This is a genomic window from Brevundimonas sp. GW821-FHT02A10 (assembly GCF_059422025.1).
Map to the genome: position 1 here is coordinate 868,166 of NZ_JBWKWC010000001.1, position 25,681 is coordinate 893,846.

The following is a 25,681-nucleotide window of genomic DNA, read 5'->3' on the forward strand; positions in this document are numbered from 1 at the left end:
TAAGGGCTGATCTTCAGGGCCCTTCCGCGTCGGCGACGGCGCGGAAGGGCCTTTTGGCTTTCGGGAGAACCCTCGGTGAAGACCTCAAAGATCCTGTCCGCCATCGCCGGCGCCGCCCTGCTGTTCGCGGCGGGGTCCGCCCTCGCCCAGACCTTCACCGTCGCGGTCGTGCCCGACACCCAGAACTATTCCGACATCGCCCTGCCCCAGCCGCGCGGGGCCGAGACCTTCGCGCGCGAGATGCAGTATCTGGCCGACCAGAAGGGCCCCAAGAACCTCGCCTTCGTCACCTTCGTCGGCGACATCATCCAGCACGGCGACGGCCAGTTCCGCCTGCCCGCCACGGACACGGCGCCCGCCCGGGTGATGGACACCCGCGAGGAGTGGGACATCGCCAACCGCGCCGTCTCGATCCTGAGCCGCTCGGGCGTGCCCTTCGGCATGGTTCCGGGCAACCACGACTATGACAATTACGGCTGGTGGGCCGAGGACGGCGGGCCGGGCGCCTCGCGGCCGCTGGCCGGCGGCCGGGCGTTCAGCTTCTACTTCGGTCCGACCTCATGCCATTTCGCGGGCAAGAGCTGGTACGGCGGGGCGACGGAGAACGGGCTGAACAGCTTCCAGACCTTCGAAGGCGACGGCAAACCCTTCCTGCATCTGTCGCTGGAGATGGACCCGCCGCCCGCCGTGCTCGACTGGGCCCAGGGCGTGATCGACGCCCATCCGGATACGCCGGTGATCATCTCCACCCACGAGTGGCTGGCGCCGTCGAAGACCGGCGCCACCGACCGCTCGAACGGCACGACCAGCCTGTTCGCCGGGACCGACCATCTGTCGCCCGACCAGATCTGGGACCGGTTCGTGCGCAAGAACCCGATGATCTTCATGGTCCTGAGCGGCCATGCCTATACCCCCGCCGTCGAAGGGGTGTCGCTGGGTGAGAACCTGAGGATCGACCGCAACGACGCAGGGCTTCCCGTCTATCAGGTGCTGCAGGACTTCCAGGGCAATACGGTCGGGCCCGATGGTCAGGCCGGATCGGCCAATGGCGGCGGCGGCTGGCTGCGCTTCATGGAGTTCGACGTGGAGCGCAAGAAGATCCGCTTCTACACCTACTCCCCCCTGCTGGACCGCTATGCGGGCCGCAACGGCGAGGCGACCTTCGGCGTCGCCGCCAGCTACTCGGAGTTCGAACTCGACTTCCCCGAGCAGCTGCTGACCCGGCATTGAGCCCGGACGACGGGACGGTTTCTCTGGACACCAGTCCGCCCTCTGGTTAGGTCAACAGCCTCTGCGGGCCCCGATGGTGGAACTGGTAGACGCGCCGGATTCAAAATCCGGTTCCGAGAGGAGTGCCGGTTCGACCCCGGCTCGGGGCACCAGCAGAGATCAGACCGCGAAGGCGCGGATGAAGCGCTGCGCCGTTTCGCGGGCGCGGGCTTCGATATCGACCTCGGGATGCTCCAGACCCAGCATGGCGCGCAGATGGCCGTGGCCGACGGCCATGGAGGAGAACATCTCCGCCGCATGGTCGGGATCCGGCACCTTCAGCAGCCCCTTGCGATCCTGTTCCGACAGCCAGGCGGCGATGCGGCGCAGGCTGGCCGCCGGGCCGCCGTCGTAGATGGCCTGGGCGATGCCCGGGATGGACGGCGACATCAGGGCGACGCCGCGCAGGCTTTCGGTCTTGTGGGCGTTGCAGACCTTGGCGATCAGGGTGGCGGCGAGCGCCGTCAGCACGGCCTCGGGATCACCCTCGGTGCGCAGGGGGGCGGTGATGGCTTCCGAGCGCCGCTCGGCCAGGGCGTGGGCCAGTTCGGTCTTGGAGGCAAAGCGATTGTAGAGCGTCTGTTTCGACACCCCGGCCTTCTTCGCGATCGCCTCCATCGACACCGCCCCGCCCAGCTCGTGGAACAGGGTTGCGGCGGCCTCAAGAATGGCCTCGCTCTTCCTCGGATCGATCTGGCCGGCGGCTCTGGGCATATCAGTGCGCGTCCGACGGCGGGGCGGACGGGTTGGGCTTCACCGGCCGGGCAAACAGGGTGACGAAGGCCGCGACGGCGCAGCCGATGCCCAGCACCGCGAAGGCGTCGCCGAAGGCCAGGGTCGTCGCCTGCTGCTGCATCATCCCGTAGATGGCCTTCATCGCCGCCCCGTCCGGATTGATGGAGGTCGAGAAGCGATCGGCGATGCCGGTCATCATGTCCTGCATCTCGATGCTGGACTGGCTGATGCGGCTGGTCAGCTCGCTCATGTGGGCGGCGGTGTTGGTGGTCAGGGAGGTGTTCAGGAAGGCGAGACCGAAGGCGCCGCCGACGTTGCGGAACAGGTTCACCAGACCCGAGGCGTTCTTGACCATATGCGGCGGCAGGGTCGACATGGTCACCTGCTGGGAGGCGATCATGGCGATCATGACGCCGACGCCGCGAAGGGCCTGAACGCTGGCGAACTGCCAGAAGCCCCAGTCGTCAGTGACCAGGCGCGCATCCCACATGCCCCAGGCGCAGAGCATGAAGCCGCCGAACATCAGGATGCGCGGATCCAGTGCGCGGACCAGACGGCCGGCGAACGGGCCGGTGGCGAACATGGCCAGACCCGAGACGACCATGGTCGTGCCGACTTCCGACGGCGAATAGTGGCGCACCCGGCCGAGGAACAGGGGCAGCAGGAAGGTGCCGCCGAACAGGGCGAAGCCGACGGTAAAGGTCATGACGACCCCCACCATGAAGTTGCGGTTGGTGAAGGCGCGCAGCTCCACGATCGGATTGCGATAGGTCAGGGAGCGCCAGACGAAGGCCGGCCCCGCGGTCGCCGCCACAATGGTCAGGACAAGGATCAGGTTGTCGGCGAGCCAGTCGTTCTTGGACCCTTCCTCGAGCACATACTGCATGCTCATCAGGAAGGTCGCCATGAGACCCAGCCCCCACCAGTCGAAGCCCTTGGCCAGCGACGGATCGCCCTTGTCGAAGTTCGCGTAGCGGCTGACCAGGAAGAGGACCAGCATGCCGGGCACGACGTTGATGAAGAACAGCCAGCGCCAGCTCAGCCACTCCGTCAGGTGACCACCGAGGGTCGGGCCGACGGTGGGGGCCAGGGTCACGATCAGACCCATGACCACGCTGGCCGTGACGCGCTTGTCCGGCGGGAAGGCAGTGAAGGCCACGGCGAAGACGGTCGGGATCATGGCCCCGCCGACGAAGCCCTGAAGCGCGCGGAACAGGATCATGGTGTCGATCGAGTTCGACAGGCCCGTGGCCACGGACATGATCAGGAAGCCGGTGCAGGAGATCAGGAACAGCCGTTGCGTGCCCCACAGCCGCGACAGATATCCCGACAGGGGGATCATCACGACCTCGGGGATCAGATAGGCGGTCTGGATCCAGCTGATCTCGTCGGCCGAGGCGCCGACCCCGGCCTGGATCTGCGGCAGGGAGGCCGCGACGATCTGGATGTCGAGGATGGCCATGAACTGGCCGATGACCATGCCCGCGAAGCCGAGCAGCAGCATGGTCCAGTTGATCTCGGGGTGACCCGCGACCGGCGCGGCGGGCTTGCCGCCGGCCGCCGGAACTGCCCCCTCGGAGGCGGCGGCGTCGGTCACTCGTGCGCGCCCGACTGAGCCGCGCCGGCGTCGGCCAGACGGGTCTGGCCGGTGGTGGATTCAGCGAAGCTGACGCCGCCGGGGCTCTTCAGGTCGACCTTGACCTCGACCGACAGGCCGGGACGCAGGGCTCCGCCGCCGTTGGCGCGGCTGACCACGATGCGGACGGGCACGCGCTGGGTGATCTTGGTGAAGTTGCCGGTGGCGTTCTCGACCGGGATCAGGGCGAACTCCGAGCCGGTGGCGGGCGAGAAGCTGTCGATACGGCCGGTGATGTGCTGACCGGGGAAGGCGTCGGCCTTGATCTCGACGGTCTGGCCGATACGCAGACGATCCAGCTGGGTCTCCTTGAAGTTGGCCACCACATAGCTGTCGCCCAGCGGCACGATCGACAGGATCTGGCCTCCGACGCGGACGTATTGACCGACGCGGACGCTGCGGGCGCCGACGACCCCGGCGCTGGCGGCGCGGATCACGGTGCGGTCCAGATTGGTGCGGGCGACATCGACCGCGGCGCGAGCCTGTTCGACGGCGGCGACGCTCTGTTCGCGGGTCGAGCCCAGGACGCCGATGTTGTGCTGCTCGGCCGAGAGGGCGGCCTGGGCCTCGGCGACCGAGGCCTGGGCGGTCTGGGCGCCGGCGCGTTCCGTCTGGATGCCCTGCTGCGAGACCCAGCCCTGTTGAGCCAGCTTGCCGTAACGGTCGACGCGGGCGTCGGCGAGGGCGGCGTTGGCCTGGGCCGAACGGACGGCGGCGGCGCGCGAGGCGATGGTCGCCTGCTCCTGCACTGCGCGGGCGTCGACATTGCCCACCGCGGCGACCAGTGCAGCGAGGTTGGCCTCGGCCTGGGCCAGCTGGGCCCTGGCGTCGGAATCATCCAGCTTGACCAGGATCTGGCCGGGCTCGACGCGCTGGTTGTCGCTGACCAGAACCTCGGTGACATAGCCGTTGATCTGGGGGCTGACGATGGTGGTGTCCGCCTGGACGAAAGCGTTGTCGGTCGCCTCCCAGCGCTGCTTGTTCTGCCACCAGAAGAAGCCGCCGATCACGAGGGCGAGGACCACGACGCCGGCCACGATCAGGGGCAGGCGGTTCTTGAGAGCGGGTGCAGCGGGCATGGACGACCAGATGTTGGGAGACGAGCGTTCGGGGAGGAACGGGCGTTAAATAGACCCAATCGTCCAGAAAACAACCTCACAAGCTGTAAGGAATTCCAACAGCCGGGCGCCTGTGTCCGTTTGGCCGCAGACGCGGCCCGCGCGCCCCCCGCTGACAGGGCCGCCGCTCGATACGATGTGGGGATCAGACGCCGTGCCAGCAAGGCCGGAGCGTCGGGTCTCAGTCGGCGTCGGAAGCGTTCTTGTCGCGGTTGCGGGAGGAGACGCCGCGCGACTTGCCGATCGACCCGCGACGGCGGCCGAGGTGGCGCAGCTTGGTCGGCTGGCCCAGGTAGTCCCAGAGCAGGGCGCCCAGGAAGGCCACGATGATGAGAACCCCGAGGACGATCATGCGCCCGTCTCGATCTGAAGGAGTGAAGAAGCAGCGTTACCGTAGGCCAGATTGTAAAATGGGCCAGTCAAATAATGCTGCGGCGCAGCATTTTCGGCCCTCTGTGGTTGCGACGACGCTGTCCGTGGCGCATGGGTCACGGCATGACGAGGCCCTCAGACAAGACCCCCGCCGAAGCCGCTGGGCACGCCGCCGAACTCGAGGCCGAGGCCAGGGTCGCGGCGAAGGGGCCGGGCTTCCCCGAGTTCGTCTGCATGATCGCCCTGATGATGGCGCTGAACGCCCTGGCGATCGACTCGATGCTGCCGGCCCTGCCCGCCATGGGCGAGGCGCTGGGCGTGGCGTCGGAGAACAGCCGGCAGTGGATCGTCACCGCCTATCTGCTGGGCTTCGGCGTGGCCCAGATCGTGTACGGGCCGCTGGCCGACCGGTTCGGGCGCAAGCCCATCCTGATGATCGGCGTGGGCATCTATGTGGCCTTCAGCGTGGTGGCCATGCTGGCGCCGAGCTTCGAGACCCTGATCATCGCCCGGGTCGGACAGGGGCTGGGTTCGGCGGCGACGCGCGTGCTGGCCGTCTCCATCGTGCGTGACCGGTTCAGCGGCCGGACCATGGCGCGGGTCATGTCCCTGAGCTTCCTCGTCTTCCTCGGCGTGCCGATCCTGGCGCCGTCGCTGGGTCAGCTGATCCTGCTGTTCGCGCCGTGGGAGGGGATCTTCGCGGTTCTGGCCTTCGCCGGTATCGCCCTGATGGTCTGGACCGGCCTGCGCCTGCCAGAGACCCTGCATCCCGAGGACCGGCTGCCGATTGAGGCGAAGCGGATCGCCGGCGCCTTCAGGGCGGTCGTCACCAACCGTCAGGCCATGGGCTACACCCTGGCCATGGCGGCGGTTCAGGGGGCCCTGTTCGGCTTCATCAACTCCTCGCAGCAGATCTTCTATGACGTGTTCGAGGCCCCCGGCCTGTTCACCACCGTCTTCGCCGTGATCGCGGGCGGGATCGCCATCGCCTCGATCGTCAACGCCCGGATCGTCGTGAAGCTGGGCTCGCGCAAGATCAGCCACACGGCCCTGCTGGGCTTCACCGGCATCGCCGCGGTCCACGCCACCGTGGTCATCAGCGGGCATGAGTCGATCTGGAGCTTCGCCATCCTGCAGGCCATGACCATGTTCTGCTTTGGCCTGATGGCCGGGAACTTCGGCTCCATGGCCATGGAGCCCATGGGCCATATCGCCGGCACCGCCTCCTCGGCCCAGGGCTTCATCTCGACCATCATCGGCTCCCTGACCGGCTTCGCCATCGGTCAGCAGTTCAACGGCACCGTGGTCCCGATGATCGTGGGCTTCACCGGCTGCGGCCTGATCGCCATCGTCGCGGTGCTGTTCGCCGAACGCGGGCGGCTGTTTGTGCCGCACAACCCGGTCCCCGCGCCCAGCCACTAAGGTCCGCCCGATAGGGGGTTGATCTCGTCGCCCAACGGGTCTCAGGTCCGCGCCGAAGTTCAACGGAGCGTTCCATGTCCCGCAAGACGACTGTCTCTATTCTCGCCCTGAGCGCCGCCCTAGCCGGCGTGCTGGTCCTCGCCGCCTGCCAGAAGCCCGCCGCCGATCCGGCCTCGGACATGCCGCCCCTGCCCGCCTCGGCGACCGCGCCGGTGACCTATCCCAAGGACATCCACTCCTACGCCCAGCCCCAGATCGCGCGGGTCAAGCACGTCGACCTGAACCTGACCGCCGACTTCGCCGCCCACACCCTGTCTGGCACGGCGACGCTGGATGTCACCGCCGAGCCGGGCGCGACCCAGATCGTGCTGGACAGCCGCAACCTGAACATCAAGGCCGTGCGCGACGCCAAGGGCCCGCTGCAGTTCGTCCTCGGCGCCGCCGACCCGATCCTGGGCCAGAGCCTGACCGTAACCTTCCCGGCCTTCGCGCCCGGTGAGACCCGCAAGATCTTCATCGACTACGCCACCAAGCCGGATGCGGCGGCCCTGCAGTGGCTGACGCCGGCCCAGACGGCGGGCGGCAAACAGCCCTTCCTGTTCAGCCAGGGCGAGGCCATCCTGACCCGGACCTGGGTCCCGACCCAGGACAGCCCGGGCATCCGCCAGACCTACTCCGCCACCATCACCGTTCCCGAGGCGCTGAAGGCGGTGATGAGCGCCGAGATGCTGACGCCGAACGGCGAGACCTCACCGGCCCTGAACGGCCAGCCCATGCACAGCTACCGCTTCCGCATGACCAACCCGATCCCGCCCTATCTGATGGCCATCGCCGTGGGCGACCTGGCCTTCGCCTCGGAAGGTGGCCGCGTCGGCGTCTGGACCGAGCCGAGCCGTCTGGAGGCGGTCAAGGCCGAGTTCGCCGAGATGGGCAAGATGGTCGACGCGGCCGAGGCCCTGTACGGCCCCTATCGCTGGGGCCGCTATGATGTGCTGGTCCTGCCGCCCTCCTTCCCGTTCGGCGGGATGGAGAACCCGCGCCTGACCTTCGCCACCCCCACGGTCATCGCCGGGGACAAGTCGCTGGTCTCGCTGGTCGCGCACGAGCTGGCCCACAGCTGGTCGGGCAATACGGTGACCCACGCCGTCTGGGCCGACTTCTGGCTCAACGAGGGCTTCACCACCTACTTCCAGAACCGGATCATGGAGGCCGTCTACAGCCCCGCCCGCGCCCAGCAGGAGCGCGTCCTCGGCTGGGACTCGCTGCAGGAGCAGCTCAAGACCCAGCCGGCGGCCGACACCCGTCTGCACCTCGACCTGACCGGGCGCGATCCCGACGACGGCATGACCGACATCGCCTACGAGAAGGGCGCGGCCTTCCTTGAGACCATCGAGCGCATCGTCGGCCGTCAGCGCTTCGACGCCTGGCTGAAGGGCTACTTTGACCGCAACGCCTTCCGGCCGATGACCTCCGAGCTGTTCCTGCAGGACATCCGGGCCAACCTCGTGAAGGGCGATCAGGCGCTGGAGCAGCAGCTGAAGCTGGATGAATGGGTCTATCAGCCCGGCCTGCCGTCGAACGCCGTGGCCCCGACCTCGGCCGACTTCGACGCCGTGGACCGCGCCGCGACGGCCTTCTTCGCCAACCGCGGTCCGGCCTCGGCCATCCCGTGGAAGGGCTGGAGCACCCAGCAGCGGCAGCGCTTCCTGCAGTGGCGCCCTGCCAACCTGCGCGATGGGGCCGACTGGATGACCAACCAGCAGTTGGCGGACCTGGACGCCACCCTGAACCTCGAGCACGAGGGCAACTCCGAGCTGACCTTCGCCTGGCTGCAGATCGCCGTGGCCCACCGGTATCAGCCGGCCGTGCCGACACTGGAGCGCTTCCTGACTTCGCAGGGTCGCCGGAAGTTCGTGATGCCGCTGTTCACCAGCCTGTGGAAGGAGGGCGACTGGGGCCGTCCGCTGGCGACGCGCATCTATGCCACCGCCCGGCCCGGCTATCACCCGGTGACGACCGGCTCGGTCGACGCCCTGATCGGCAAGCCGGCGGGGCAGTAGCGGCCCCTTCTGCACTCAAAAAAGCGAGTGCAAAAAGTGCAATCCTGAAAGCGGGGCGAGAGGTTCGCCCCGCAGACGACGGGATTCGCTCAGGCTTTCAGAACGGCGTTCGTTGCACTCGCGTGCCATGAGCGTGCAACGGCGTGCGCGGTCGAGGGCTGGCGATGTCAAAGACCCGGGCGGAGGTTAGCACCTGCGTGGGGCCTGCTGGACCGAATGAGGTGGCGGGGTGGTAAGGCGTTGATCGAGGGCCAGTTTCGAAGCGTTCGAATGCGAGGCTGACCTGATCCTTCTCCCCTTGCGGGAGAAGGTGGGCCGCGCAGCGGCTCGGATGAGGGGTCGTGCCGACGGCTGAGGTTGGCGGTCCCTCATCTCACAGGCCTGCGTGACCCCTCATCCGTCAGGCTCCGCCTGCCACCTTCTCCCGCAAGGGGAGAAGGAAGACTCCCCTGTCCTCGCCAGCCCCTCTGTGACAGATCACCTCCCGATGGCCGATCCCCGCGACATCATCCGCAGCCAGGCCTCGGCCCTGGGTTTCGACGTCTGCCGTTTCGCCTCGGCCAGCGATCCCTGGAGCGCGGGCGAGAAGCTGGCTCATTTCGTCGAGGCGGGGCGGCATGGCGCGATGGGCTGGATGGAGACGACGCTGGAGCGCCGCGCCCATCCGACCGCTATGTGGGACGGGGCGAAGTCGGCGGTGGTGCTGGGCCTGAACTATGGCCCAAAGACCGATCCCCTGCCCGAGATGGCCGATCGGTCGGCGGGATATATCTCGGTCTATGCCCGGGGCGACGACTATCACGAGGTCATCAAAGGCCGGTTGAAGACCCTGGCGGGCCAGATCGCGGCGAAGACCGGCGAGGACGTGAAGGTCTTCGTCGACACCGCCCCCCTGATGGAGAAACCGCTGGCCCAGCGCGCCGGCATCGGCTGGCAGGGCAAACACACCAATCTGCTGAGCCGCGACCACGGCAACTGGCTGTTCCTCGGCGTCATCCTGTCGGCGGCGGAACTGGAGCCGGACGCGGCCGAGACCGAGCACTGCGGCTCCTGCACCGCCTGCCTGGACGCCTGCCCGACGCAGGCCTTCCCCGCGCCGTTCCAGCTCGACGCCCGCCGCTGCCTCTCCTACCTGACCATCGAATTCCCGGGGCCCTGGCCGGTCGAATTCCGCACCGCGACGGGCTCGCGCATCTATGGCTGCGACGACTGTCTGGCGGTCTGCCCGTGGAACAAGTTCGCCGCCGCCTCGAGGGAGGTCCGGCTGCAAGCGCGCGGCGCGCTGGAGCAGCCGCCACTGGCCGAGCTGGCGGCGCTGGACGACCCCGCCTTCCGCGCCCTGTTCACGAAGAGCCCGATCAAGCGCATCGGCCGCGACCGCTTTTTGAGGAACGTCCTCTATGCGGTCGGCAACAGCGGGGATACGGCGCTGGTTCCGACGGCGGAACGGCTGCTGGACGATGCGTCACCGCTGGTGCGCGGGGCGGCGGCCTGGGCGCTGGGGCGGCTGGACGCGGAAGCCTTCGGGCGCGCGAAGACGGCCCGGCTCGCAGGGGAAGACGATGAGGGTGTGAGGGCGGAGTGGACCCGGGGTTAGCCCTGCGCCGACCCGATGGCGCGGCCGCTTCCGGGGACCGGGGCGACGTCCAGCAGTTTGACGCGGAAGACCAGCGCCGAGTTCGGCGGGATATCGCCGGCGCGCTGGTCCTTGTAGCCGAGGGCGGGCGGGACATAGAGCATCCACTCATCGCCGGCCTTCATCCGCTGCAGGGCCTCGGTCCAGCCGGGCACCACCTCATCGACGTGGATGGCCAGGGGCACGCCACGCTCGAACGAGCTGTCGAACACCGTACCGTCGATCAGGGCGCCTTCGTAGTCGACCCGCACCAGATCGTTGCGGTCGGGGCTGGCGGCCCCGGACGGGCCCGAGACCAGCACCTTGTACTGCAGCCCCGACGGCAGGGTCTGGACCCCTTCTGCGGATTTGTTCCTGTCCATGAAGGCGGCGGCGTCGGCGGCGTTCTTCGCCAGTTCCTCGGGGCTGACCGGAGGGCGATGGCAAGCGGCGACCAGAAGCGTGGCGGCGATAACAGAGACCCCAACGGTCTTTCGGGCGGCCCTAGCCCATCCGAAGCGCATAACCCTTGTCCTTCAAAGCCTCGCCGATCTCGTCGGCGTGGGCGCTATCGCGCGTTTCGACCATGATGTCGAACTCCGCGCCCTTGGCCGGGACATCGAGGGCCAGACGGTTGTGGACGACGTCGATGATGTTGCCGCCGAGGCCGCCGATCACCGCCGCCATGGCCGAGAGCATGCCCGGCCGGTCGTCACCGAGGATGCGGTAGACGATCAGCCTCCGTTCACGGACCATCTCGCGGTTCAGGACCACGGCCAGCATCCGGGCGTCGATGTTGCCGCCGGTCAGCTCGATGCCGACCTTCATGCCCCTGAAGCGTTCCGGATAGCGCAGCAGGGCCGCCAGACCGCCGGCGCCGGCGCCCTCGCACACCGTCTTCTCCAGGGTGACCATGAAGGAGACCCCGCGTTCGAAGTCGGCCTCGTCGACCACGAAGACCTCGTCGATGAGGTCGTTGGCCAGGTTGAAGGGGATGTCGCCCACGGCCTTGATGGCGATGCCCTCGGCGATGGTCTGGCCGGTGCAGACGGGCGGTTCACCCGCGCGTTTGGCGGTGAACGACGGATAGCGGGCGGCCTCGACGCCGAAGACCTTGATCTCCGGCTTCATGGCCTTGGCGGCGATGGCGCAGCCGGCGATCAGGCCGCCGCCGCCGATCGGCACGATCAGGGCCTCGAGCTCGGGCGCATCCTCCAGGAACTCGATGGCGCAGACGCCCTGGCCCGCCACGATGCCCTCGTCGTCGAAGGCCGAGACGAAGACATAGCCGTTCTCGACCTGAAGCCGCTTGGCCTCCTCGGTTGAGGCGGTGAAGTCGAGGCCGTGGATGACCACGGTGGCGCCATGGCTGCGGGTGCCGTTGATCTTGGCGAAGGGGGTGCCCTCGGGCATGACGATGGTCACCGGCACGCCCAGACGGCCGCCGTGATAGGCCAGGGCCTGGGCGTGGTTGCCGGCCGAGGCCGCGACGACGCCGCGCTTGCGCTCGTCCGGGGTCAGCAGCAGCAGCCGGTTCAGGGCGCCGCGCTCCTTGAACGAGCCGGTGAAGTGCAGATTGTCGTACTTGACCCAGACATCGGCCCCGGTCAGCTCGGACAGGCGACGGGAATGGCGCACGGGGGTCCGGTCCACCTGACCCGCGATGCGGTTTTTGGCGGCCTGGATGTCGGAAAATGTCACGGTCATCGGCGATGTTGTGACTGAGGTCGTCAACGCTCGCAACCTTGACCATAGGACGGGCGTTAGGCGTATGGTTAGGGGTCGGTTCCGCGAGACGGGATCGCACAGGAAAGGGTAACCCATGTCGAATCAGATCCGTATCGGACGCGCCCGTCCGGCCGCGCTCGCGACCCTGGCGTCCCTTTCTCTACTCACCGTCGCGGCCTGCGCACCGACGATGGGGACGATGGCTCCGCCCCCGCCGCCGTCCAGCGCCTTCAACGCCGACGCCTTCGACTGGTCCGCGCGTCCCGGCCAGGGCACAATCGAGGGCCGCATCAGCTATAGCCGCAACGGCACGGCCTATGGCTGCACCGGCTCGGTCGCCCTGACGCCCGACACCCCCTACACCCGCGCCCGATTCAACACCCTGTACGGCTCGACCGAGCAGGCGGCGATCCCCGAGGCCGTGGTGCGCGCGCGCACCGTCGCCGATCCGAACGCGGACTATCGCTCGTTCGTGCGCGCCTCGACCTGCGCCAACAACCGCTTCACCGTCACCGGCCTGCCGGACGGCAGCTGGTTCATCATCGCCCCGGTCAGCGCCGGTGGCGACCGAATCGTGCTCATGCGCCGCGTCGAGACGCGCGGCGGCCGCGTCATCTCCGTCACCCTGTAAGCGTACCCCATCAACACGGCGGGTCGCCCTGGAGGGGGTAGAGGCCGACTGGAGGCGTTAACCATGTTTTCCGTTTCGTCGCGCCTCACCGCGCTGGCCCTTGCCGCCCCGCTCGCCCTCAGCGCCCTTCCGGCCTCGGCGCAGGTCTACGGCTACCAGCCCGGCGGCGCCCAGGACTTCTACGGCTATCAGCAGGGCGCGGTCTGCGGCGACCGCTGCGGGGACCGCCGCCATGACCGGCGCTACAGCTCGCGGGACTACAGCTATCAGGGCCAGCGCGACGTGCCGGGCGACTATCGCTGCGACGCCTACTGGGATCGCGGCCGCACCGACTGCGACGCCCGCTGGCGGGACCAGCGCGCGCCCTGGCGGCGCAGCACGGGCTACAGCTACGGCGGCGGCTACAGCTACGGCAACAACGTCTATTACGGCGAGTACGGCCGGCCGGACGTCGTCTATTCGGGCGGCGGCTACGGCGGCTATGCCTCTGGTCAGGCCTATGCCGACCGCTACGGCCACGACCATGGTCAGTACGCCGTCGGCGGCCGCGATCCGCAGCGGATCAACTGGTGCTGCGCCGAGTACCGCTCCTATGACCCGGCGACGGGCTATTACATCGCCTACAGCGGCCGGCCCGTCTTCTGCGGGTAAAGCCTTCCGCGGCTGATCCGGGATTCAGCGACCAACAGTCGTCCGATCACGGATTGGTGGGTGAGCGGCGTTCGCCTTTGTTTGGCCCCACCGCACGTCCCTGAGTGACCCCGCGTCCGCCAGATCCTCTGGAGGGGCGCGAGGTCAGTCGGGGGAGCGCGTTCATGTCCCAGCACAATATCAGCGGATCGGAAGCCTTCGACCGCACACCCAAGGTCTATATCCGCTCGGTCAAGACCGGAGGCATGCGCCGCCGCCGCACCCGGACGGCCGTCGCCTTCATGGCCGGAGCCGGGATGGCCGTTCTCGCAGGCATAATCGGCGCCGTCGCGGTGTTCGGACCCAGCCTGGCGGCCGGCTGACCGGACCGCTTCAGGCGATCCAGACCATCCGGCGGGTGTCGACAGTCGCCTGACGCGCCTGGCTGTACGGCCGGCGGGTCTCGCCGGTGTACAGAAAGCCCGCCTTCTCCAGCACCCGGCCCGAGGCAGCATTGTCGGCGAAGTGACCGGCGACCAGGGCGCGGCGCTTCCACTTGCGGCTGGCCCAGACCATGGCGCCCTCCAGAGCCTCGGTGGCGAAGCCCCGGCCCCAGAAATCGCGGCCGATCCAGTAGCCCGTCTCGGGCGCCACATCCCCGTCCTCGAACATCCCGATGACCCCGACGGGCCCCAGGTCTTCATGCTCGATCAGGAAGGTGTTGGCCCTGGCCGGATCCTGACCCGCGACGGCGATGACGAAGTCTTCCGCGTCGCCGGTCCCGAACGGGTGCGGCATGCGGCAGGTCATCCGCGCGATCTCGCGGTCATTGGCCAGGGCGGCGATACGGGGGGCGTCCTGGGGCGCGGGCGCGCGCAGGACCAGACGCCGGGTCTCGATGACCGGAGAGGTTTCGATGATGCACATGGTCTTGGCCTCAAATCGGTCCGCCTCCTTGGAGGGCTCGGGCGGACTTCGAGGCGGGGAAACGCAAACGGGGAGCCTGGTGATCCAGACTCCCCGCGGAATATTTTCCCTGGTCCGGATCGGCTGCTTTTGAGGAGCAACGCGATCCGAAAATTCCGGGTTTCGCGTTACTCGGCGGCCATCGCCTGTGCGTCGTTGGCCGGAATAATCGACACGTAACAACGGCCGTTGGTTTTGGTCGTGAATTTCACCACGCCGTGCTCAAGCGCGAAGAGGGTGTGGTCGCGGCCGAGGCCGACGTTGGCGCCCGGGTGGAACTGGGTGCCGCGCTGACGCACGAGGATGTTGCCGGCGAGCACGTTTTCGCTGCCGTACTTCTTCACGCCAAGGCGCTTGGACTGGGAGTCGCGACCGTTACGCGACGAACCACCGGATTTCTTGTGAGCCATAGTCTGCTCCTCTTCCTTGTTGCGCTAACGGCCGGTCGGCCTGCTTGAGCGCGGTCTTCGTGGGTCGCGCTGGGTAGCGCGGTTGTTCTTAGGCTTCGTCGGTCTCGGCGGGCTTGGCAGCCTTCTTCGCCGGGGCCTTCTTGGCGGGTGCGGACTTCTCGACGACCACGGCGTCAACCGAAGCGCCGTCGTGCGAGGCGACGACCGTCTCGGTCGAACCCAAGGCCGACGTCGCGTCGCGCTTGGCCAGGCCACGGGCGCGCAGGTTGATCTCGGCGCGGGTCGTCAGATCGATCTTGCCGTCCCACTTGGCCGTTTCGCCGGCGCCTTCGATGCCGGTGATGCGCAGAACGCTTTCCAGCTGGCGGTGGCCGTTCGTGCGGCGGTAGCCCTGACGACGGGTCTTCTTGAAGATCTTGACCTTCTCACCCTTGCGGGTCTCGATCAGGGTCGCGCCGACGAAAGCGCCGTCGATCAGCGGGGCGCCCAGGGTCACGCCCTTGTCGCCGCCCAGCATCAGGACGCTGTCGAACTTCAGTTCCTGACCGGCGTCGCCGTTCAGCTTCTCGACCACGATCGTGTCGCCCGGTTGAACCCGGTACTGCTTGCCGCCGGTCTTGATCACCGCGTACATGTTGGAGCCTCAGCGTAACGCAAAAAAGGATGCGCCCGGCGGATGACCCCCCGGGCGAAGAGCGGCGACATATACGGACCGGGCCCTCTGAGTCAACGCCAAACCGGCCCGAAACCGCTCGAAAAGGCCGGTCGCATGGCCTCGGCGCCCCACCCGGCTCCAGCGACGCTTTGAATCGCCACGCCTCTCTAGCCCCGCGCAACGCGACCGTGCAATGAACGCATAAGGGGAAGAGGACACACTCCATATGACGACCGACGCCGACAGCCGCATCATTGCCGCGCGCCGTATCACCGCCCATGTCGCCGAACTGCTTCAGGCCGACCTGTCCCTGCGCCTCTGGAACGGAGAGGTCCTGCCGCTGGGACCGAACGCCCGCGACGACATCCAGATCGTCATCGCCCGCCCGTCCGCCGTCCGCCGCCTGCTGCTCAAGCCCGGCCTGATGACCCTGTTCGAGATGTTCGCCACGGGCGACATGCGCATCGAGGGCGGCAGCCCGCTGGAGGCCGCCGACCGCTGGGATCACGGCCGCGCCGTCCACCTGGCCAAGCGCGCCGACAAGATGCTCATTGCCAAGGCGGCCATTCCCTTCCTGCTGGGCGGTTCCGACGCCGGCGCGACCCAGCTGCCCGAGTGGGACAAGACCGGCAATGACGGCATCGGCGCCGACAAGGCCGGCCGCAGCGACAAGGACTTCATCCAGTTCCACTATGATGTCGGCAACGACTTCTACCGGCTCTTCCTCGATCCGGAGATGGTCTATTCGAGCGCCTATTTCACGGATCACGACGCGACGCTGGAAGCGGCCCAGGAAGAGAAGCTGGACCGGATCTGCCGCAAGCTGCGCCTGCAGCCCGGCCAGAAGCTGCTGGACGTCGGCTGCGGCTGGGCCGGCCTGTCCTGCTGGGCGGCCAAACACTATGGCGTCACCGTCCACGGCGTGACCCTGTCGCAGGCGCAACTCGACTACGGCCGGGCCAAGGTCGAGCGCGAGGGCCTGTCGGACCGGATCACGCTGGAGCTCAAGGACTATCGCGACGTCACGGGCCAGTATGATGCGATCTCGCAGGTCGAGATGTTCGAACACGTCGGCTTCGCCAACCACGAACGCCACTTCCTGGAGATGAAGCGGCTGCTGAAGCCGCGCGGCCTCTATTTCCACCAGGCCTCGGTGCGCCGCGGCGGTCTGGATCCGATCAAGGCCACCAATACGACCAAGGTCATCACCCGCTTCATCTTCCCGGGCGGGGAGCTGGACACCATCGGCATGACGGTGACCAACCTCGGCCGCCTCGGCTTCGAGACCCTGGACGTCGAAGACATGCGCGAGCATTTCGAGCTGACGCTGAAGCACTGGGAAGAGCGGCTCTATGCGAAGCGCGAGGAGGCCTACGCCATGGTCGGCGAGGCGCGCACCCGGCTGTGGCTGATCTATTTCGCCCTGTTCAAGAAGAGCTTCGAGCGCGGTTCGGTGCTGGTCTATCAGACCGTGGCCCAGAAGCGCCGTCCGGGACCGAGCGGCCTGCCGCTGGACCGCAAGTCGCTCTATGCCGAGCGCAAGCCGGGCGTTCCGGCCGTGGTCAGGGCCGCAGCCAAACCCGCGCGCGGGGTGAAGGCGGCGGTGTCGAAAGCCATCGCCAGGGTGACCGGCAAGAAGGCCGCCCCGAAGAAGGCCTGAGGCTCCTAACGTCCTCCTGCTTGCGCCTCGACGCCTTCCGGGTGTCTGGTGCGGGCGGAGGATCCTTCATGACCAGACTGTTCGCCGCCCTTGTGGCCATCCCTGTGGCGGCCTTGGGCCTGCTGGCCGCCGCGCCGCACGCCCGGGCGGAAGCGCCCGTCTATACGGTCAGGGACTGCCCCGCCGACTGGCCGGCCCAGGCCACCGGTCCGACGGCGCGCAAGGTTGAGTGCGGGACCCTGACAGTCGACGAGACGCGCGGCAGTCCGGACACCCGCCGCATCGACATCGCCGTGGCCATCGTGAGAGCGAGCCAACCGTACCACGATGCGTCGGGCCAGACCCTGCCGCCGGTCGTGGTCTTCCACGGCGGACCGGGCGGCGCCCTGGTCCAGGGGCTGGGCCGACGCCTGGCCTTCTACGCCGCCAATCCGGACCGGGCCGGTCCGTTGGCCGCCGTCGATCAGGACTGGATCTATTTCGACCAGCGCGGCGGCGGGCTGAGCATCCCGTCGATGGACTGCCCCGGCGCCCAGCTGACTGACGCGGGTCCGCCGTCGGAGGAAGACGCGCGCAAGCTGATCGACTGCATGATGGGGCACGACGCCAAGGTGGACCTGTCGCAATATAATGCCGCCGCCATCGCCGCCGACGTCGCCGACCTGAGGACCGCCCTGCACCTCGACCGGATCGACCTGTTCGGCGGCTCCTATGGTCCGCGCATCGAGGCCGCGGTCATCACCCATGCGCCGGAGGGCGTGCGCGCCGTGGTTATGGACAGCCCCTGGCCGCCCGAGGGCAACTGGGCCGTCGGCACGCCGGAACAGGTCTCGGCCGCCGTGAAGATCATCCTCGCCAAATGCGCGGCCCAGGCCGAGTGCGGCGCCCGCCACCTCGACCTGCAGACCCGGTTCGAGGCCAATGCGCGCAAATGGCTGGCGGGGCCGCAGACCAACAGGGACGGCAAGACCTACACGGTCGAGGACCTGGCGTCCTTCCTGATGGACACCACCTATTCGGCCTCGGGCGTACGCAGCCTGCCGGCCGATCTGGAGAAGATCATCGCGGGCGACCTGACCCCCGTCGCCGAGGCCGCCGAGAACCGCACCTACTATTTCGAAGGCCAGCACATGGCCCATCTGTGCAAGGAGGAGCTGCCGTTCGAATCCAAGGAACGGCTGGCCGCCGGGGCCGCGGGCGATCCGGTCGCCGAGGTCTCGGTTCCCAGCCTGTCGCGCCTGTTCGACGTCTGCGCCACGGTCGACGTCGGCCCCTCCGATCCGGTCGAGAACGCGCCCGTCCACACCACCATCCCGACCCTGTTCATCGCCGCCGAGATCGACCCCGGCTGCCCCCCGCCCCTGACCCGCAAGGCCGCCGAGGGTTATGCGAACAGTCAGGTGATGATCGTCACCAACGCCACCCACGGCGTCACCGGCGGTAGCCCCTGCGCCGCCCGCGCGGCCCGCGACTTCTTCAGGGATCCGACAAAGCCGGTGGACCAGAGCTGTCTGCCGGCGGCGGGCACGCCGCTGGTGTTCACGGAGAGCTAGGGCAAGCCATGTACGACCGCGCGCAATATGCAGCGAAAACCTTTCGTGCGGTGGCGATCAACACCTCTGTCATCGGCGGCCTGCTCCTAGGATATGTCGCGGTGAGCTTGGCCGCCTTGCTGGTGGGCCACGATTCCCTGTTTCGGTCGGATCTCTTTCAATTCACTTTGCGCGCGATTCCGATCTGCGGCGTCCTTCTCCTGATCAATCAGATTGCGAAAAAGATCGTCCTGAAAGCGGCCTCCCCCAAGGAAGAGGAATAAAGCCCTCGACTGTTATAAGATAACACGGTAGAGGGCGATCAATGACGCCGCCCTCCCCGCTCGAACATGACGTGCTGCTGTCGCTGATCGGCGGCGGCTTCGTGGCGGCCTTCCTGCACGCGGCCCTGCCGACCCACTGGCTGCCGTTCGTCCTGGTCGGGCGGGCGCAGAAGTGGAGTCTGGCGCGCGTACTGGCGGCGGTGACCGCGGCGGGTCTGGCCCATATCGTCACCACGGCGGTCGTCGGCGGACTGATCGTCGCAGCGGGCGTGGCGCTGGATCAGTGGATCTCGGGCCTGCTGCCCCACCTGTCGGCCATCCTGCTGTTCGCCTTCGGCGGCTTCTATCTGCTCAGGGCCATCATCCGGCGTCCGGCCCCGGTGACCGCCAATGGCGCGACGCTGGAGCTGGCCGAGCCGACCGTCAGCCACGGCGCCGCCTTCTGGGGTCTGGTCGCCATGCTGGCGATCTCGCCCGGCGAGGTGCTGCTGCCCATCTATATGTCCTCGGCCCAGGAAGGGATCATGGCGCTGGGCTTCCTGACCGCCGCGTTCGCCGTCGGCACGGTGCTGGGCATGGGGGTCTTCACGGCCCTGGCCCGGATGGGCGCCTCGGTGCTGAAGCTCGAACGCTGGGCCCGTTATGAAGGCGCCGTGCTCGGGGTCGCCCTGCTGGGGCTGGGCCTTCTCGTCCTGCTGCATCAGCACTAAGACGGGGCATGGCTTCCCCCCACGACCACGCGCATGACGACCACGATCACGACCATTCGGGTCACGATCACGGGCATTCGCATGGCCATTCTCATTCCCATGGGCACGCCCACGGTCATGCCGGCCACCACCACGGCCCGGTCGACACCGGCGACTGGCGCTATGGCGTCGGGCTGATCGTCAACCTGGCCTTTGTGGCCTGCGAGTTCGGGGCCGGGATTTTCAGTGGCTCGACCGCCCTGATGGCCGACGCGGGCCACAACCTGTCCGACGTTCTCGGCCTGGCCATGGCCGGGGGCGCGGCGGTGCTGGCGCGGCGCGCGGCGGGAAAGCAGCTGACCTACGGCTTCGGCAAGGCGACTGTGCTGGCGGCCCTGGCCAACGCCCTGTTGCTGATCTTCGCCTGCGGGGCCATCGCCTTCGAGGCCGTGCAGCGGCTGACCGATCCGGCGCCCGTCCATTCGGTGATGATCATGATCGTCGCCGGCATCGGGTTCGTCATCAACCTCGGCACCGCCCTGTTGTTCATGCGCGACCAGCATTCGGACCTGAACGCCAAGGGCGCCTATCTGCACATGATGTCCGACGCCGCCGTCTCGATCGGGGTCGTGCTGTCAGGCGGGATCATCATGGTCACGGGCTGGTCGATCCTCGATCCGCTGGTGTCGATCCTGATCGTGGCGGTGATCCTGTTGGGGACCTGGGGCCTGCTGAAGGACTCGGTCAATCTGGCGCTCGACGCCGCGCCGCCGTCGGTCGATGTGGCGGCGGTCAAGGCCGCCTTCCTCGCCCTGCCCGGGGTTTCGGCGGTGCACGACCTGCACGTCTGGGGCCTGTCGACGACCGAGACGGCCCTGACCGCCCATCTGGTTCACGACCGGGCAGACGGCGCCGCCCTGTTGATCGAGGCGCAGAAACTGGCCCGCAGCCGGTTCTCCATCGGCCATACGACGCTGCAGCTCGAAACCGGCGCCCTGCCGGACTGCCCGAACTGCTGATCAGCGCCCAGATCAGCGCATGGCGCGGTTGCGCGCCACCGTATTGCCGGTCGCATGGTCGCCGTCGTCGATGCTGGAGCCGAAGGGCCAGCCCCGGTCGTCTGCACAGTAGCGCCGCCCGCCCTCGCGCGCCCCGACCACCACGGTACGCGGCCTGAGCATCGCGGCGCCGGTGAAGACATTGTCGGTGATCACATTGTCCGACGGGGTCTGGTGCCGGATCACCCCGTCCTCTCCGCAGTTGCGATAAAGGAAGACGCCGCCCTGCCCATTCAGGGCGAAACGATTGCCGGTGATCGTGTTCCGGGCCGAGCCGTCGACGGCGATGATCTCGCGCGGGGTGCGGACGGCGAAGGTCACATCGCGGATGCTGTTCCCGGCGCTCTCGGCGTCCAGATAGACGGCCGTGGAATCCGACCGCCCGCTGAAACGCCCGCCCTCGACCGTCACCGCCGTCACGCCCGGCCCGACATAGAGGGGGATGGAGCCGGTCGCGGCGAAGGTCAGATTGGTCAGGACGATGTGCGATGGCGCGGCGCCTTGCGCCGCCGCCGTATGGCCGGGCGTGCGCGAGGAGGTGCGCAGGTCGTCGATGCGGCCGCCCGCCCCCATGCCCCAGATGCGGATCGCGCCGTGGACGGTGCAGTTGCGGATGAAGACGTCGGTCGGGCGGCTCCAGCGGGGCTCGGGCCCGTCGATACGACGCGACCAGATCGCGATCGTCGGCGTCTGGGTCGTGGTGCGGGCGCCGGGGCGACCAACCCCACCGCCGCCGCAGTCGACGCCCGCGCCAGAGGCCTCCGCGCCCTCGATCAGGATACGGCGCAGGACCGGGCGGCCATTGAGGTCGGCGCGGCAGGTCAGGCGGAAGGGCGTCTCGGCGGCGTCAGGCGCAGCCGTGAGGTCGCGGATCTCCTCCGCGGAACAGACACGGGTCGCAGGCAGCGACCAGCCGCTCGACTGTAGAAGGAGGGCGAGGAACGGCCCGACCATCCCCTAAGGCAGGGGCATGGCCAGGGCGGCGCGTTCGGCGACGCAGCCGGGGTTGGTCAGGCCCGTGCGGCGCACATCAGCCAGTTCGGCGCGCAGGGCGACGAGCTCGGTCTGGAAGGCGGGGGTGGCGGCGGCCTCGGCGAAGACGGCCTTGCCCAGCGCCTCGCCGGCGGCGACGTCGGCGGGATAGTGCATGGCGCAGACGATGCGGCTGACGCCGATCTGATGGGCGATGGCGCGGGCCTCGGCGGCATGGGCCGGATCCACGGCCGCCATGACCTCGCCATAGGCGGCCCCGACCGAGGCGCTGCCGGACGGATAGGAGGGACTGCGGCGGCCGGCCTCGCTGATGCGCGTGCAGGCGGGACGGGCCATGTCGACGCCGACGGGGCGGGGGCGGAATTCACGCGACTTGGCGGCCTCGGCGGCTTCGTTGGCGTCGTGCAGGATTTTCGCGAGGACGGCGTTCAGGCGAGGGGTGGCAGTCCCGGTGAAGCGGACCCCGAGGGCGCAGTCGAAATGCTGACGCGCCAGTTCGGGGCTGAGTTCGGCATGGGCGGTGGCCAGAAGCCATCGGTCGGAATTCTCCAGCGCGCGATAGCGGTCCGACAGGGCGCGGTCGGCGATCTGCTCGGCCGATCCGTCGGCCGAGGGGGCGGGCACGGCGTCGGCCAGAGCCTTGATCCGTGCCTCCGTCAAATAGCCGGCGAGGACCGGATCAGCGATCGGGGTCGCCGTCGTCGAGGCGCCTGCGGGTTCGCCATAGGGGGTCGAGGCGCAGGCGGCGATGACAGGAATGGCCAGAAGCGCGGCGGCCAGAACCGGCGCGGTCACGGCCCTTCTCACTGACCCGCGCTCCAGGTCAGCTGGACCGAGGTCGGCGCCTGGTCCACTGCGGTGGCCACGACCTGGACCATGGCGCCGTTGGCGGGCTCGGCCGCGCCATAGGCGACGGTGTCGCCACGGTTCAGCGACATGACCGGCGCCAGACCCGCGGCCTCGGCGCGCTGCTTGTAGAAGCCGATCACCGCTTCGGGCTTCGCATCCGTCGTGAAGGTGACCAGACCGCCGGGACCGGCGGGACCGCCCGCGACGGTCGGTGGCGCCTCGACCACTCCGCCCGGATAGACAGCGGCGAAATCAGGCGCATTGCCCAGGCGGACCACAGTCGCGGCCGGGGCGTCGGCCGGAGCCGCACCCGTGGTCGCGGGGGCCCCGGTTTCGGCGACAGGCGATTCGGCGCCGGTCTTCGCCGGGGAATCGGACGGGGTGTCGGAAGCCTTGTGGTCCTTGCCCGACGGATCACAGGCGGACAGGCCCACAGTAAGTGACGCCACCGTCAGAAGGGCGACTACCGCCGCCAGACTGCGCTTCATTCCGGTCTCGTCCCTGGGCACGTTTCTCTACTGACGCCACCGTGGCCCATCGTTGCGGCGGCGGCAAGGCGCTACGGCGCCGCTCGGACGACCGATGATGGATCGGGAGTCAGTCTTTGGCTGTCTCGGCCTTGTCGACCATGCCCTCGCTGGCGAGGGTTTCGTTGATCAGCTCCTGATCAGGATCGTCGTCCGAACCCGTCGCCGACCCGCCGCGCAGCGAACCCGCGCGGGTGTCCGAGCCGGAATCCGTGCCGTTGAGCACGTCGATCAGGGTGTCGGCGGTTCGGCCCAGATCGGGCTTCTCGCCGATGTCGTCGGCTTCGCGGGCGTCTTCGGTGACGTGGGGGTCTGACATGGCGGGCTCCTTCTCGAGACAAAAGCCCACGAGCGAGGTCCCGGTTCCGATATGCAAAAAGATATATCTCAAGATCCTTGCGTAACGCTCTTAAAGATATATCTTTGCGACATGAAAACGAAGGAACACATCATGTTTGGATTTCACGAGGACCGCGAAGGACGCGGTGAAGGTCAACGCGGCGGTCGTCACGGCCGTCATTTCTGCGGCCACGAAGGCCGGGGTCAGGGCGGGGGCCGCTTCGGCCATCACGCCGGGCCGTGGGGTCGTGGCGAAGGCCGTGGCCCGATGGACCGTATGGGGGGCCGCATGGGTGAGCGCGGTGAAGGCCGCGGTCATGGACGCGGCCCGGGACGCGGACGCCGCATGTTCGGCCCCGGTGATCTGAGGCTGGTGCTGCTGGCCCTGATCGAACAGGAGCCGCGCCACGGCTACGACCTGATCAAGGCCATCGAGACCGCGTTCGGCGGCGGCTACGCCCCCTCGCCCGGCGTGGTCTATCCGACCCTGTCGCTGCTGGCCGACGAAGGCCTGATCGCGGGCGTCGAGGATGCGTCCGGCAAGCGGGTCTTCTCGGTCACCGAGGCCGGTCAGGCCTGGCTGGCGGAGAACCGCGCGGCCGTCGACGGCGTCATGCAGCGCATGGCCCTTGCCGCCAAATTTGTCGCCGGAGAACAGACGCCGGAAGTGGTTCGCGAAGCCTTCCACACCCTGCGCCAGGCCGTGCAGATGAAGCCCGGCGGCTGGTCGGACCCCGAGACCGCCAAGGTCGTCGAGGCCCTGATGAAGGCCGTGCGGGAAATCAGCGGGGAGTAACGCTCCCCGCTGCGCATGACGAAGGGGCCGCGATCGCTCGCGGCCCCTTTTTTGCGCCCTCTAGCGCGGGCAGGACAGATCGCCTTCCTGACACTGGCCGAGGCGCCGCAGGTCGCGCGTGCGTTCCGTGCTCAATCGGGCAAGGCAGCCGGACTGGACCATGGAAAAGGCGGAGCCGCCCCGCACGCCGGACGCCTCATAGCGGCATTGCTGGTCGCGGAAGGTGATCCAGGCGCGCTGGGCGTCGCGCAACAGTGTGCGCGAAGGCGGCGAAAGCCTGTTCATGGTCGCCGTATACTGGGTGTTCAGCGCCCGATCCGCGTCTCTCGCAGCCTGGGCCGCAGAGGCGTTCATACCGGTCTGCGACTGGGCGATCGCCGCGCCCGCCACGAAACAGGGGATGACGGCCACAAGGGCGGCCTTCAGCTTGCGGTTCATTCTGCGTCTCCGAAATCGCGCGGCGTTCAGCGCCGCCCGTTCGAAACGCCGGACCGATCGGAAGGTCGCGATCGCAATTGGAAAAGGGAGAAGGCCGATCCGACCTTCTCCCCTTCTTGCCTCATCCAGACTTGATCGAGCGCGGGCTTACTTCCCGAACAGCTTGGCCCAGCGGCGCTTGTCGCGGGTCTTCCAGCTGCCGCGGTGGTAGGCGTCCGAGCCGATCAGGGGCACGACGGTGGTGGCTTCGGCGAAGACCATCTGTTCGTGGGTGGTCTGGACCTTGCCCCAGGAGGCGGCCTCTTTCAGCGTCGACGACGAGCAGGCGCCGTCGCGCACGTCGGCGACGGTGATCTGGACCGCGTAGCGGTGCATCTCGGCGTCGACGCCGAGGATTTCGGCGCAGACCACCGTGTCCTGGGCGAAGTTCTTGGGCACGCCGCCGCCAACCATGAACAGGCCGGTGACGCCCGCCGCGATCTTGATGTCGGTCAGTTCGCGGAAGTCGGCGACCGCGTCGATCATCAGATAGGGCTTGCCCTCGGCGATGCGCTGCTTCTGGTGCTTGACCAGACCAAAGCCGGCCGAGGAGTCGACGAAGGCCGGGCAGAAGATCGGCACGCCTTCTTCATAGGCGGTCTGGATCAGCGAGCCTTCCTTTTTGGCGTTCCCTTCGGACAGCCACTTGCCCATCTCCCAGATGAACTCACGCGAGGAATAGCCGCGCGGCTCCAGACGGTCGCAGATCTCGAGGATCGTGTGGTCGCAGGCCTGGAGTTCTTCCTCGTCGATATAGGTGTCGTAGATCCGGTCGATGTAGTTTTCGCGCAGGACGTTGTCGTCGACCTCGCCGGCGGCCTGATAGTGTTTGAAGCCCAGGGCCTCGAAGAAATCCATGTCGACGATCGAGGCGCCCGTTGCGACCACGGCGTCGATCATGCCGAACTTCACCATGTCGCGGTACACATGCATGCAGCCGCCGGCCGAGGTCGAGCCGGCCAGGATCAGCCACGGCGAACAGTCCTTGTCCTCGAGCGCCATGTTGAAGATGTCGGCGGCGCGGGCGGTGTCGCGCGACGAGAACGACATCTTGCGCATGCTGTCGATGATCGGCCGGGCGTCGAACGAGGTGATGTCGACGTGCTCGACCACGTTCTGGAGCAGCTGCGCCTTGGTGTTCGACTCGACGGGTGCGTTCATTTCAGGGGTTTCCCTTTGATTTGAGCGCCCGTCATAGCGAAGGCAGCGGCCCGGACGGAGCGACGGGCC

The 25,681-nt window shown here is 68.1% G+C and carries 29 protein-coding genes and 1 tRNA gene; 14 read left to right on the top strand and 16 right to left on the bottom strand.

Annotated elements, in window-relative coordinates; all coding sequences use genetic code 11:
- The first annotated feature begins 75 nt into the window (after positions 1–75).
- Positions 76–1,230 carry a metallophosphoesterase gene (locus tag AC07U0_RS03945; protein ID WP_494718716.1) on the top strand — a complete coding sequence of 385 codons (1,155 nt, stop codon included), beginning with the start codon at positions 76–78 and terminating at the stop codon, positions 1,228–1,230.
- A 67-nt stretch (positions 1,231–1,297) separates the two neighbouring features.
- A tRNA-Leu gene (locus AC07U0_RS03950) sits at positions 1,298–1,382 on the top strand.
- Between the two features lie 7 nt (positions 1,383–1,389).
- Here AC07U0_RS03950 and AC07U0_RS03955 read toward each other — a convergent pair.
- From AC07U0_RS03955 to AC07U0_RS03970, 4 genes are all read right to left on the bottom strand, one after another.
- Complete coding sequence (locus AC07U0_RS03955; protein ID WP_494718717.1) at positions 1,390–1,983, bottom strand: TetR/AcrR family transcriptional regulator; 594 nt, start codon at positions 1,981–1,983, stop codon at positions 1,390–1,392.
- A 1-nt stretch (position 1,984) separates the two neighbouring features.
- Positions 1,985–3,601: a DHA2 family efflux MFS transporter permease subunit gene (locus AC07U0_RS03960; protein ID WP_494718718.1), complete on the bottom strand. Its 1,617-nt coding sequence runs from the start codon at positions 3,599–3,601 to the stop codon at positions 1,985–1,987.
- A complete protein-coding gene (locus AC07U0_RS03965) occupies positions 3,598–4,719 on the bottom strand; it encodes an HlyD family secretion protein (protein ID WP_494718719.1) in 1,122 nt (373 codons plus the stop codon). Before AC07U0_RS03965 ends, AC07U0_RS03960 begins: the two co-directional genes overlap by 4 nt.
- Before the next feature lie 220 nt (positions 4,720–4,939).
- Positions 4,940–5,110, bottom strand: a complete 171-nt coding sequence (locus AC07U0_RS03970) for a hypothetical protein (RefSeq protein WP_494718720.1) — start codon at positions 5,108–5,110, stop codon at positions 4,940–4,942.
- A gap of 254 nt (positions 5,111–5,364) precedes the next feature.
- Here AC07U0_RS03970 and AC07U0_RS03975 point away from each other — a divergent pair, with 254 nt between their 5' ends.
- The 3 genes from AC07U0_RS03975 to queG all read left to right on the top strand — a co-directional run bounded on the left by AC07U0_RS03975 (position 5,365) and on the right by queG (position 10,209).
- Complete coding sequence (locus AC07U0_RS03975) at positions 5,365–6,552, top strand: multidrug effflux MFS transporter (protein WP_494719183.1); 1,188 nt, start codon at positions 5,365–5,367, stop codon at positions 6,550–6,552.
- A gap of 74 nt (positions 6,553–6,626) precedes the next feature.
- A complete protein-coding gene (locus tag AC07U0_RS03980) occupies positions 6,627–8,612 on the top strand; it encodes a M1 family metallopeptidase (RefSeq protein WP_494718721.1) in 1,986 nt (661 codons plus the stop codon).
- A gap of 487 nt (positions 8,613–9,099) precedes the next feature.
- Positions 9,100–10,209 carry a tRNA epoxyqueuosine(34) reductase QueG gene (gene queG / locus AC07U0_RS03985; protein WP_494718722.1) on the top strand — a complete coding sequence of 370 codons (1,110 nt, stop codon included), beginning with the start codon at positions 9,100–9,102 and terminating at the stop codon, positions 10,207–10,209.
- On the opposite strand, the gene bamJ is transcribed toward queG, so the two are convergent.
- On the bottom strand, positions 10,206–10,751 hold the full coding sequence (gene bamJ / locus AC07U0_RS03990; protein ID WP_494718723.1) for a BamJ family beta-barrel-assembly machinery protein: 546 nt from the start codon (positions 10,749–10,751) through the stop codon (positions 10,206–10,208). The two genes, queG and bamJ, sit on opposite strands and share 4 nt — an antisense overlap.
- Positions 10,732–11,934, bottom strand: a complete 1,203-nt coding sequence (locus AC07U0_RS03995) for a threonine ammonia-lyase (protein WP_494718724.1) — start codon at positions 11,932–11,934, stop codon at positions 10,732–10,734. Before AC07U0_RS03995 ends, bamJ begins: the two co-directional genes overlap by 20 nt.
- Before the next feature lie 115 nt (positions 11,935–12,049).
- Between AC07U0_RS03995 and AC07U0_RS04000 the strand changes: the two genes are divergently transcribed.
- The 3 genes from AC07U0_RS04000 (at position 12,050) to AC07U0_RS04010 (ending at position 13,599) form a co-directional block, all read left to right on the top strand.
- Complete coding sequence (locus AC07U0_RS04000) at positions 12,050–12,586, top strand: hypothetical protein (protein ID WP_494718725.1); 537 nt, start codon at positions 12,050–12,052, stop codon at positions 12,584–12,586.
- 63 nt (positions 12,587–12,649) lie between these two features.
- Positions 12,650–13,237 (top strand): BA14K family protein, encoded by a 588-nt coding sequence (locus AC07U0_RS04005; protein WP_494718726.1) that lies wholly within the window; start codon positions 12,650–12,652, stop codon positions 13,235–13,237.
- 164 nt (positions 13,238–13,401) lie between these two features.
- Positions 13,402–13,599, top strand: coding sequence for a hypothetical protein (locus tag AC07U0_RS04010; RefSeq protein WP_494718727.1), 198 nt, complete (start codon positions 13,402–13,404; stop codon positions 13,597–13,599).
- Positions 13,600–13,609: 10 nt separating this feature from the next.
- Here the strand turns inward: AC07U0_RS04010 and AC07U0_RS04015 are convergent, their stop codons facing one another.
- From AC07U0_RS04015 to rplU, 3 genes are all read right to left on the bottom strand, one after another.
- Positions 13,610–14,143 (bottom strand): GNAT family N-acetyltransferase, encoded by a 534-nt coding sequence (locus AC07U0_RS04015; RefSeq protein ID WP_494718728.1) that lies wholly within the window; start codon positions 14,141–14,143, stop codon positions 13,610–13,612.
- 167 nt (positions 14,144–14,310) lie between these two features.
- Positions 14,311–14,592: a 50S ribosomal protein L27 gene (rpmA, locus tag AC07U0_RS04020; protein ID WP_494718729.1), complete on the bottom strand. Its 282-nt coding sequence runs from the start codon at positions 14,590–14,592 to the stop codon at positions 14,311–14,313.
- 88 nt (positions 14,593–14,680) lie between these two features.
- Positions 14,681–15,226, bottom strand: coding sequence for a 50S ribosomal protein L21 (gene rplU, locus AC07U0_RS04025; protein WP_494718730.1), 546 nt, complete (start codon positions 15,224–15,226; stop codon positions 14,681–14,683).
- 247 nt (positions 15,227–15,473) lie between these two features.
- On the opposite strand from rplU, the gene AC07U0_RS04030 reads away from it, so the two are divergent.
- The 5 genes from AC07U0_RS04030 (at position 15,474) to AC07U0_RS04050 (ending at position 20,431) form a co-directional block, all read left to right on the top strand.
- On the top strand, positions 15,474–16,907 hold the full coding sequence (locus AC07U0_RS04030; RefSeq protein WP_494718731.1) for a class I SAM-dependent methyltransferase: 1,434 nt from the start codon (positions 15,474–15,476) through the stop codon (positions 16,905–16,907).
- 68 nt (positions 16,908–16,975) lie between these two features.
- Positions 16,976–18,460 carry an alpha/beta hydrolase gene (locus AC07U0_RS04035; RefSeq protein WP_494718732.1) on the top strand — a complete coding sequence of 495 codons (1,485 nt, stop codon included), beginning with the start codon at positions 16,976–16,978 and terminating at the stop codon, positions 18,458–18,460.
- A gap of 8 nt (positions 18,461–18,468) precedes the next feature.
- The gene (locus AC07U0_RS04040; protein ID WP_494718733.1) at positions 18,469–18,723 is read left to right on the top strand and encodes a hypothetical protein; all 255 of its coding nucleotides are present in this window, start codon (positions 18,469–18,471) and stop codon (positions 18,721–18,723) included.
- 41 nt (positions 18,724–18,764) lie between these two features.
- The gene (locus tag AC07U0_RS04045; protein WP_494718734.1) at positions 18,765–19,433 is read left to right on the top strand and encodes a hypothetical protein; all 669 of its coding nucleotides are present in this window, start codon (positions 18,765–18,767) and stop codon (positions 19,431–19,433) included.
- 8 nt (positions 19,434–19,441) lie between these two features.
- On the top strand, positions 19,442–20,431 hold the full coding sequence (locus tag AC07U0_RS04050; protein WP_494718735.1) for a cation diffusion facilitator family transporter: 990 nt from the start codon (positions 19,442–19,444) through the stop codon (positions 20,429–20,431).
- 12 nt (positions 20,432–20,443) lie between these two features.
- Here the strand turns inward: AC07U0_RS04050 and AC07U0_RS04055 are convergent, their stop codons facing one another.
- From AC07U0_RS04055 to AC07U0_RS04075, 5 genes are all read right to left on the bottom strand, one after another.
- A complete protein-coding gene (locus AC07U0_RS04055; protein ID WP_494718736.1) occupies positions 20,444–21,424 on the bottom strand; it encodes a right-handed parallel beta-helix repeat-containing protein in 981 nt (326 codons plus the stop codon).
- 3 nt (positions 21,425–21,427) lie between these two features.
- Positions 21,428–22,258, bottom strand: a complete 831-nt coding sequence (locus tag AC07U0_RS04060) for a phosphatase PAP2 family protein (protein ID WP_494718737.1) — start codon at positions 22,256–22,258, stop codon at positions 21,428–21,430.
- Positions 22,259–22,266: 8 nt separating this feature from the next.
- Positions 22,267–22,800 (bottom strand): hypothetical protein, encoded by a 534-nt coding sequence (locus tag AC07U0_RS04065; protein ID WP_494718738.1) that lies wholly within the window; start codon positions 22,798–22,800, stop codon positions 22,267–22,269.
- A gap of 109 nt (positions 22,801–22,909) precedes the next feature.
- On the bottom strand, positions 22,910–23,158 hold the full coding sequence (locus AC07U0_RS04070) for a ribonuclease (protein ID WP_494718739.1): 249 nt from the start codon (positions 23,156–23,158) through the stop codon (positions 22,910–22,912).
- Positions 23,159–23,248: 90 nt separating this feature from the next.
- Entirely contained in the window at positions 23,249–23,497 is a 249-nt protein-coding gene (locus AC07U0_RS04075; protein ID WP_494718740.1) for a hypothetical protein, read from the bottom strand.
- Between the two features lie 27 nt (positions 23,498–23,524).
- Between AC07U0_RS04075 and AC07U0_RS04080 the strand changes: the two genes are divergently transcribed.
- On the top strand, positions 23,525–23,974 hold the full coding sequence (locus tag AC07U0_RS04080; RefSeq protein WP_494718741.1) for a PadR family transcriptional regulator: 450 nt from the start codon (positions 23,525–23,527) through the stop codon (positions 23,972–23,974).
- 60 nt (positions 23,975–24,034) lie between these two features.
- Here AC07U0_RS04080 and AC07U0_RS04085 read toward each other — a convergent pair whose 3' ends face one another.
- Positions 24,035–24,412, bottom strand: coding sequence for a lysozyme inhibitor LprI family protein (locus AC07U0_RS04085; protein ID WP_494718742.1), 378 nt, complete (start codon positions 24,410–24,412; stop codon positions 24,035–24,037).
- A 147-nt stretch (positions 24,413–24,559) separates the two neighbouring features.
- The gene (locus tag AC07U0_RS04090; protein ID WP_494718743.1) at positions 24,560–25,612 is read right to left on the bottom strand and encodes a 1,9-bis(guanidino)-5-aza-nonane synthase; all 1,053 of its coding nucleotides are present in this window, start codon (positions 25,610–25,612) and stop codon (positions 24,560–24,562) included.
- Positions 25,613–25,681: the final 69 nt, after the last annotated feature.

What these genes read in the sequence shown, in the direction of transcription:
- AC07U0_RS03955 (WP_494718717.1), bottom strand. Translation starts at nt 1,983, where the DNA reads ATGCCCAGAGCCGCCGGCCAGATCGATCCGAGGAAGAGCGAGGCCATT.
- AC07U0_RS03965 (WP_494718719.1), bottom strand. Translation starts at nt 4,719, where the DNA reads ATGCCCGCTGCACCCGCTCTCAAGAACCGCCTGCCCCTGATCGTGGCC.
- AC07U0_RS03970 (WP_494718720.1), bottom strand. Translation starts at nt 5,110, where the DNA reads ATGATCGTCCTCGGGGTTCTCATCATCGTGGCCTTCCTGGGCGCCCTG.
- AC07U0_RS03975 (WP_494719183.1), top strand. Translation starts at nt 5,365, where the DNA reads ATGATCGCCCTGATGATGGCGCTGAACGCCCTGGCGATCGACTCGATG.
- AC07U0_RS03980 (WP_494718721.1), top strand. Translation starts at nt 6,627, where the DNA reads ATGTCCCGCAAGACGACTGTCTCTATTCTCGCCCTGAGCGCCGCCCTA.
- queG (WP_494718722.1), top strand. Translation starts at nt 9,100, where the DNA reads ATGGCCGATCCCCGCGACATCATCCGCAGCCAGGCCTCGGCCCTGGGT.
- bamJ (WP_494718723.1), bottom strand. Translation starts at nt 10,751, where the DNA reads ATGCGCTTCGGATGGGCTAGGGCCGCCCGAAAGACCGTTGGGGTCTCT.
- AC07U0_RS03995 (WP_494718724.1), bottom strand. Translation starts at nt 11,934, where the DNA reads ATGACCGTGACATTTTCCGACATCCAGGCCGCCAAAAACCGCATCGCG.
- AC07U0_RS04000 (WP_494718725.1), top strand. Translation starts at nt 12,050, where the DNA reads ATGTCGAATCAGATCCGTATCGGACGCGCCCGTCCGGCCGCGCTCGCG.
- AC07U0_RS04005 (WP_494718726.1), top strand. Translation starts at nt 12,650, where the DNA reads ATGTTTTCCGTTTCGTCGCGCCTCACCGCGCTGGCCCTTGCCGCCCCG.
- AC07U0_RS04010 (WP_494718727.1), top strand. Translation starts at nt 13,402, where the DNA reads ATGTCCCAGCACAATATCAGCGGATCGGAAGCCTTCGACCGCACACCC.
- AC07U0_RS04015 (WP_494718728.1), bottom strand. Translation starts at nt 14,143, where the DNA reads ATGTGCATCATCGAAACCTCTCCGGTCATCGAGACCCGGCGTCTGGTC.
- rpmA (WP_494718729.1), bottom strand. Translation starts at nt 14,592, where the DNA reads ATGGCTCACAAGAAATCCGGTGGTTCGTCGCGTAACGGTCGCGACTCC.
- rplU (WP_494718730.1), bottom strand. Translation starts at nt 15,226, where the DNA reads ATGTACGCGGTGATCAAGACCGGCGGCAAGCAGTACCGGGTTCAACCG.
- AC07U0_RS04030 (WP_494718731.1), top strand. Translation starts at nt 15,474, where the DNA reads ATGACGACCGACGCCGACAGCCGCATCATTGCCGCGCGCCGTATCACC.
- AC07U0_RS04035 (WP_494718732.1), top strand. Translation starts at nt 16,976, where the DNA reads ATGACCAGACTGTTCGCCGCCCTTGTGGCCATCCCTGTGGCGGCCTTG.
- AC07U0_RS04040 (WP_494718733.1), top strand. Translation starts at nt 18,469, where the DNA reads ATGTACGACCGCGCGCAATATGCAGCGAAAACCTTTCGTGCGGTGGCG.
- AC07U0_RS04045 (WP_494718734.1), top strand. Translation starts at nt 18,765, where the DNA reads ATGACGCCGCCCTCCCCGCTCGAACATGACGTGCTGCTGTCGCTGATC.
- AC07U0_RS04050 (WP_494718735.1), top strand. Translation starts at nt 19,442, where the DNA reads ATGGCTTCCCCCCACGACCACGCGCATGACGACCACGATCACGACCAT.
- AC07U0_RS04055 (WP_494718736.1), bottom strand. Translation starts at nt 21,424, where the DNA reads ATGGTCGGGCCGTTCCTCGCCCTCCTTCTACAGTCGAGCGGCTGGTCG.
- AC07U0_RS04065 (WP_494718738.1), bottom strand. Translation starts at nt 22,800, where the DNA reads ATGAAGCGCAGTCTGGCGGCGGTAGTCGCCCTTCTGACGGTGGCGTCA.
- AC07U0_RS04070 (WP_494718739.1), bottom strand. Translation starts at nt 23,158, where the DNA reads ATGTCAGACCCCCACGTCACCGAAGACGCCCGCGAAGCCGACGACATC.
- AC07U0_RS04075 (WP_494718740.1), bottom strand. Translation starts at nt 23,497, where the DNA reads ATGACCGCGGCCTTCACCGCGCTCACCCATGCGGCCCCCCATACGGTC.
- AC07U0_RS04080 (WP_494718741.1), top strand. Translation starts at nt 23,525, where the DNA reads ATGTTCGGCCCCGGTGATCTGAGGCTGGTGCTGCTGGCCCTGATCGAA.
- AC07U0_RS04085 (WP_494718742.1), bottom strand. Translation starts at nt 24,412, where the DNA reads ATGAACCGCAAGCTGAAGGCCGCCCTTGTGGCCGTCATCCCCTGTTTC.
- AC07U0_RS04090 (WP_494718743.1), bottom strand. Translation starts at nt 25,612, where the DNA reads ATGAACGCACCCGTCGAGTCGAACACCAAGGCGCAGCTGCTCCAGAAC.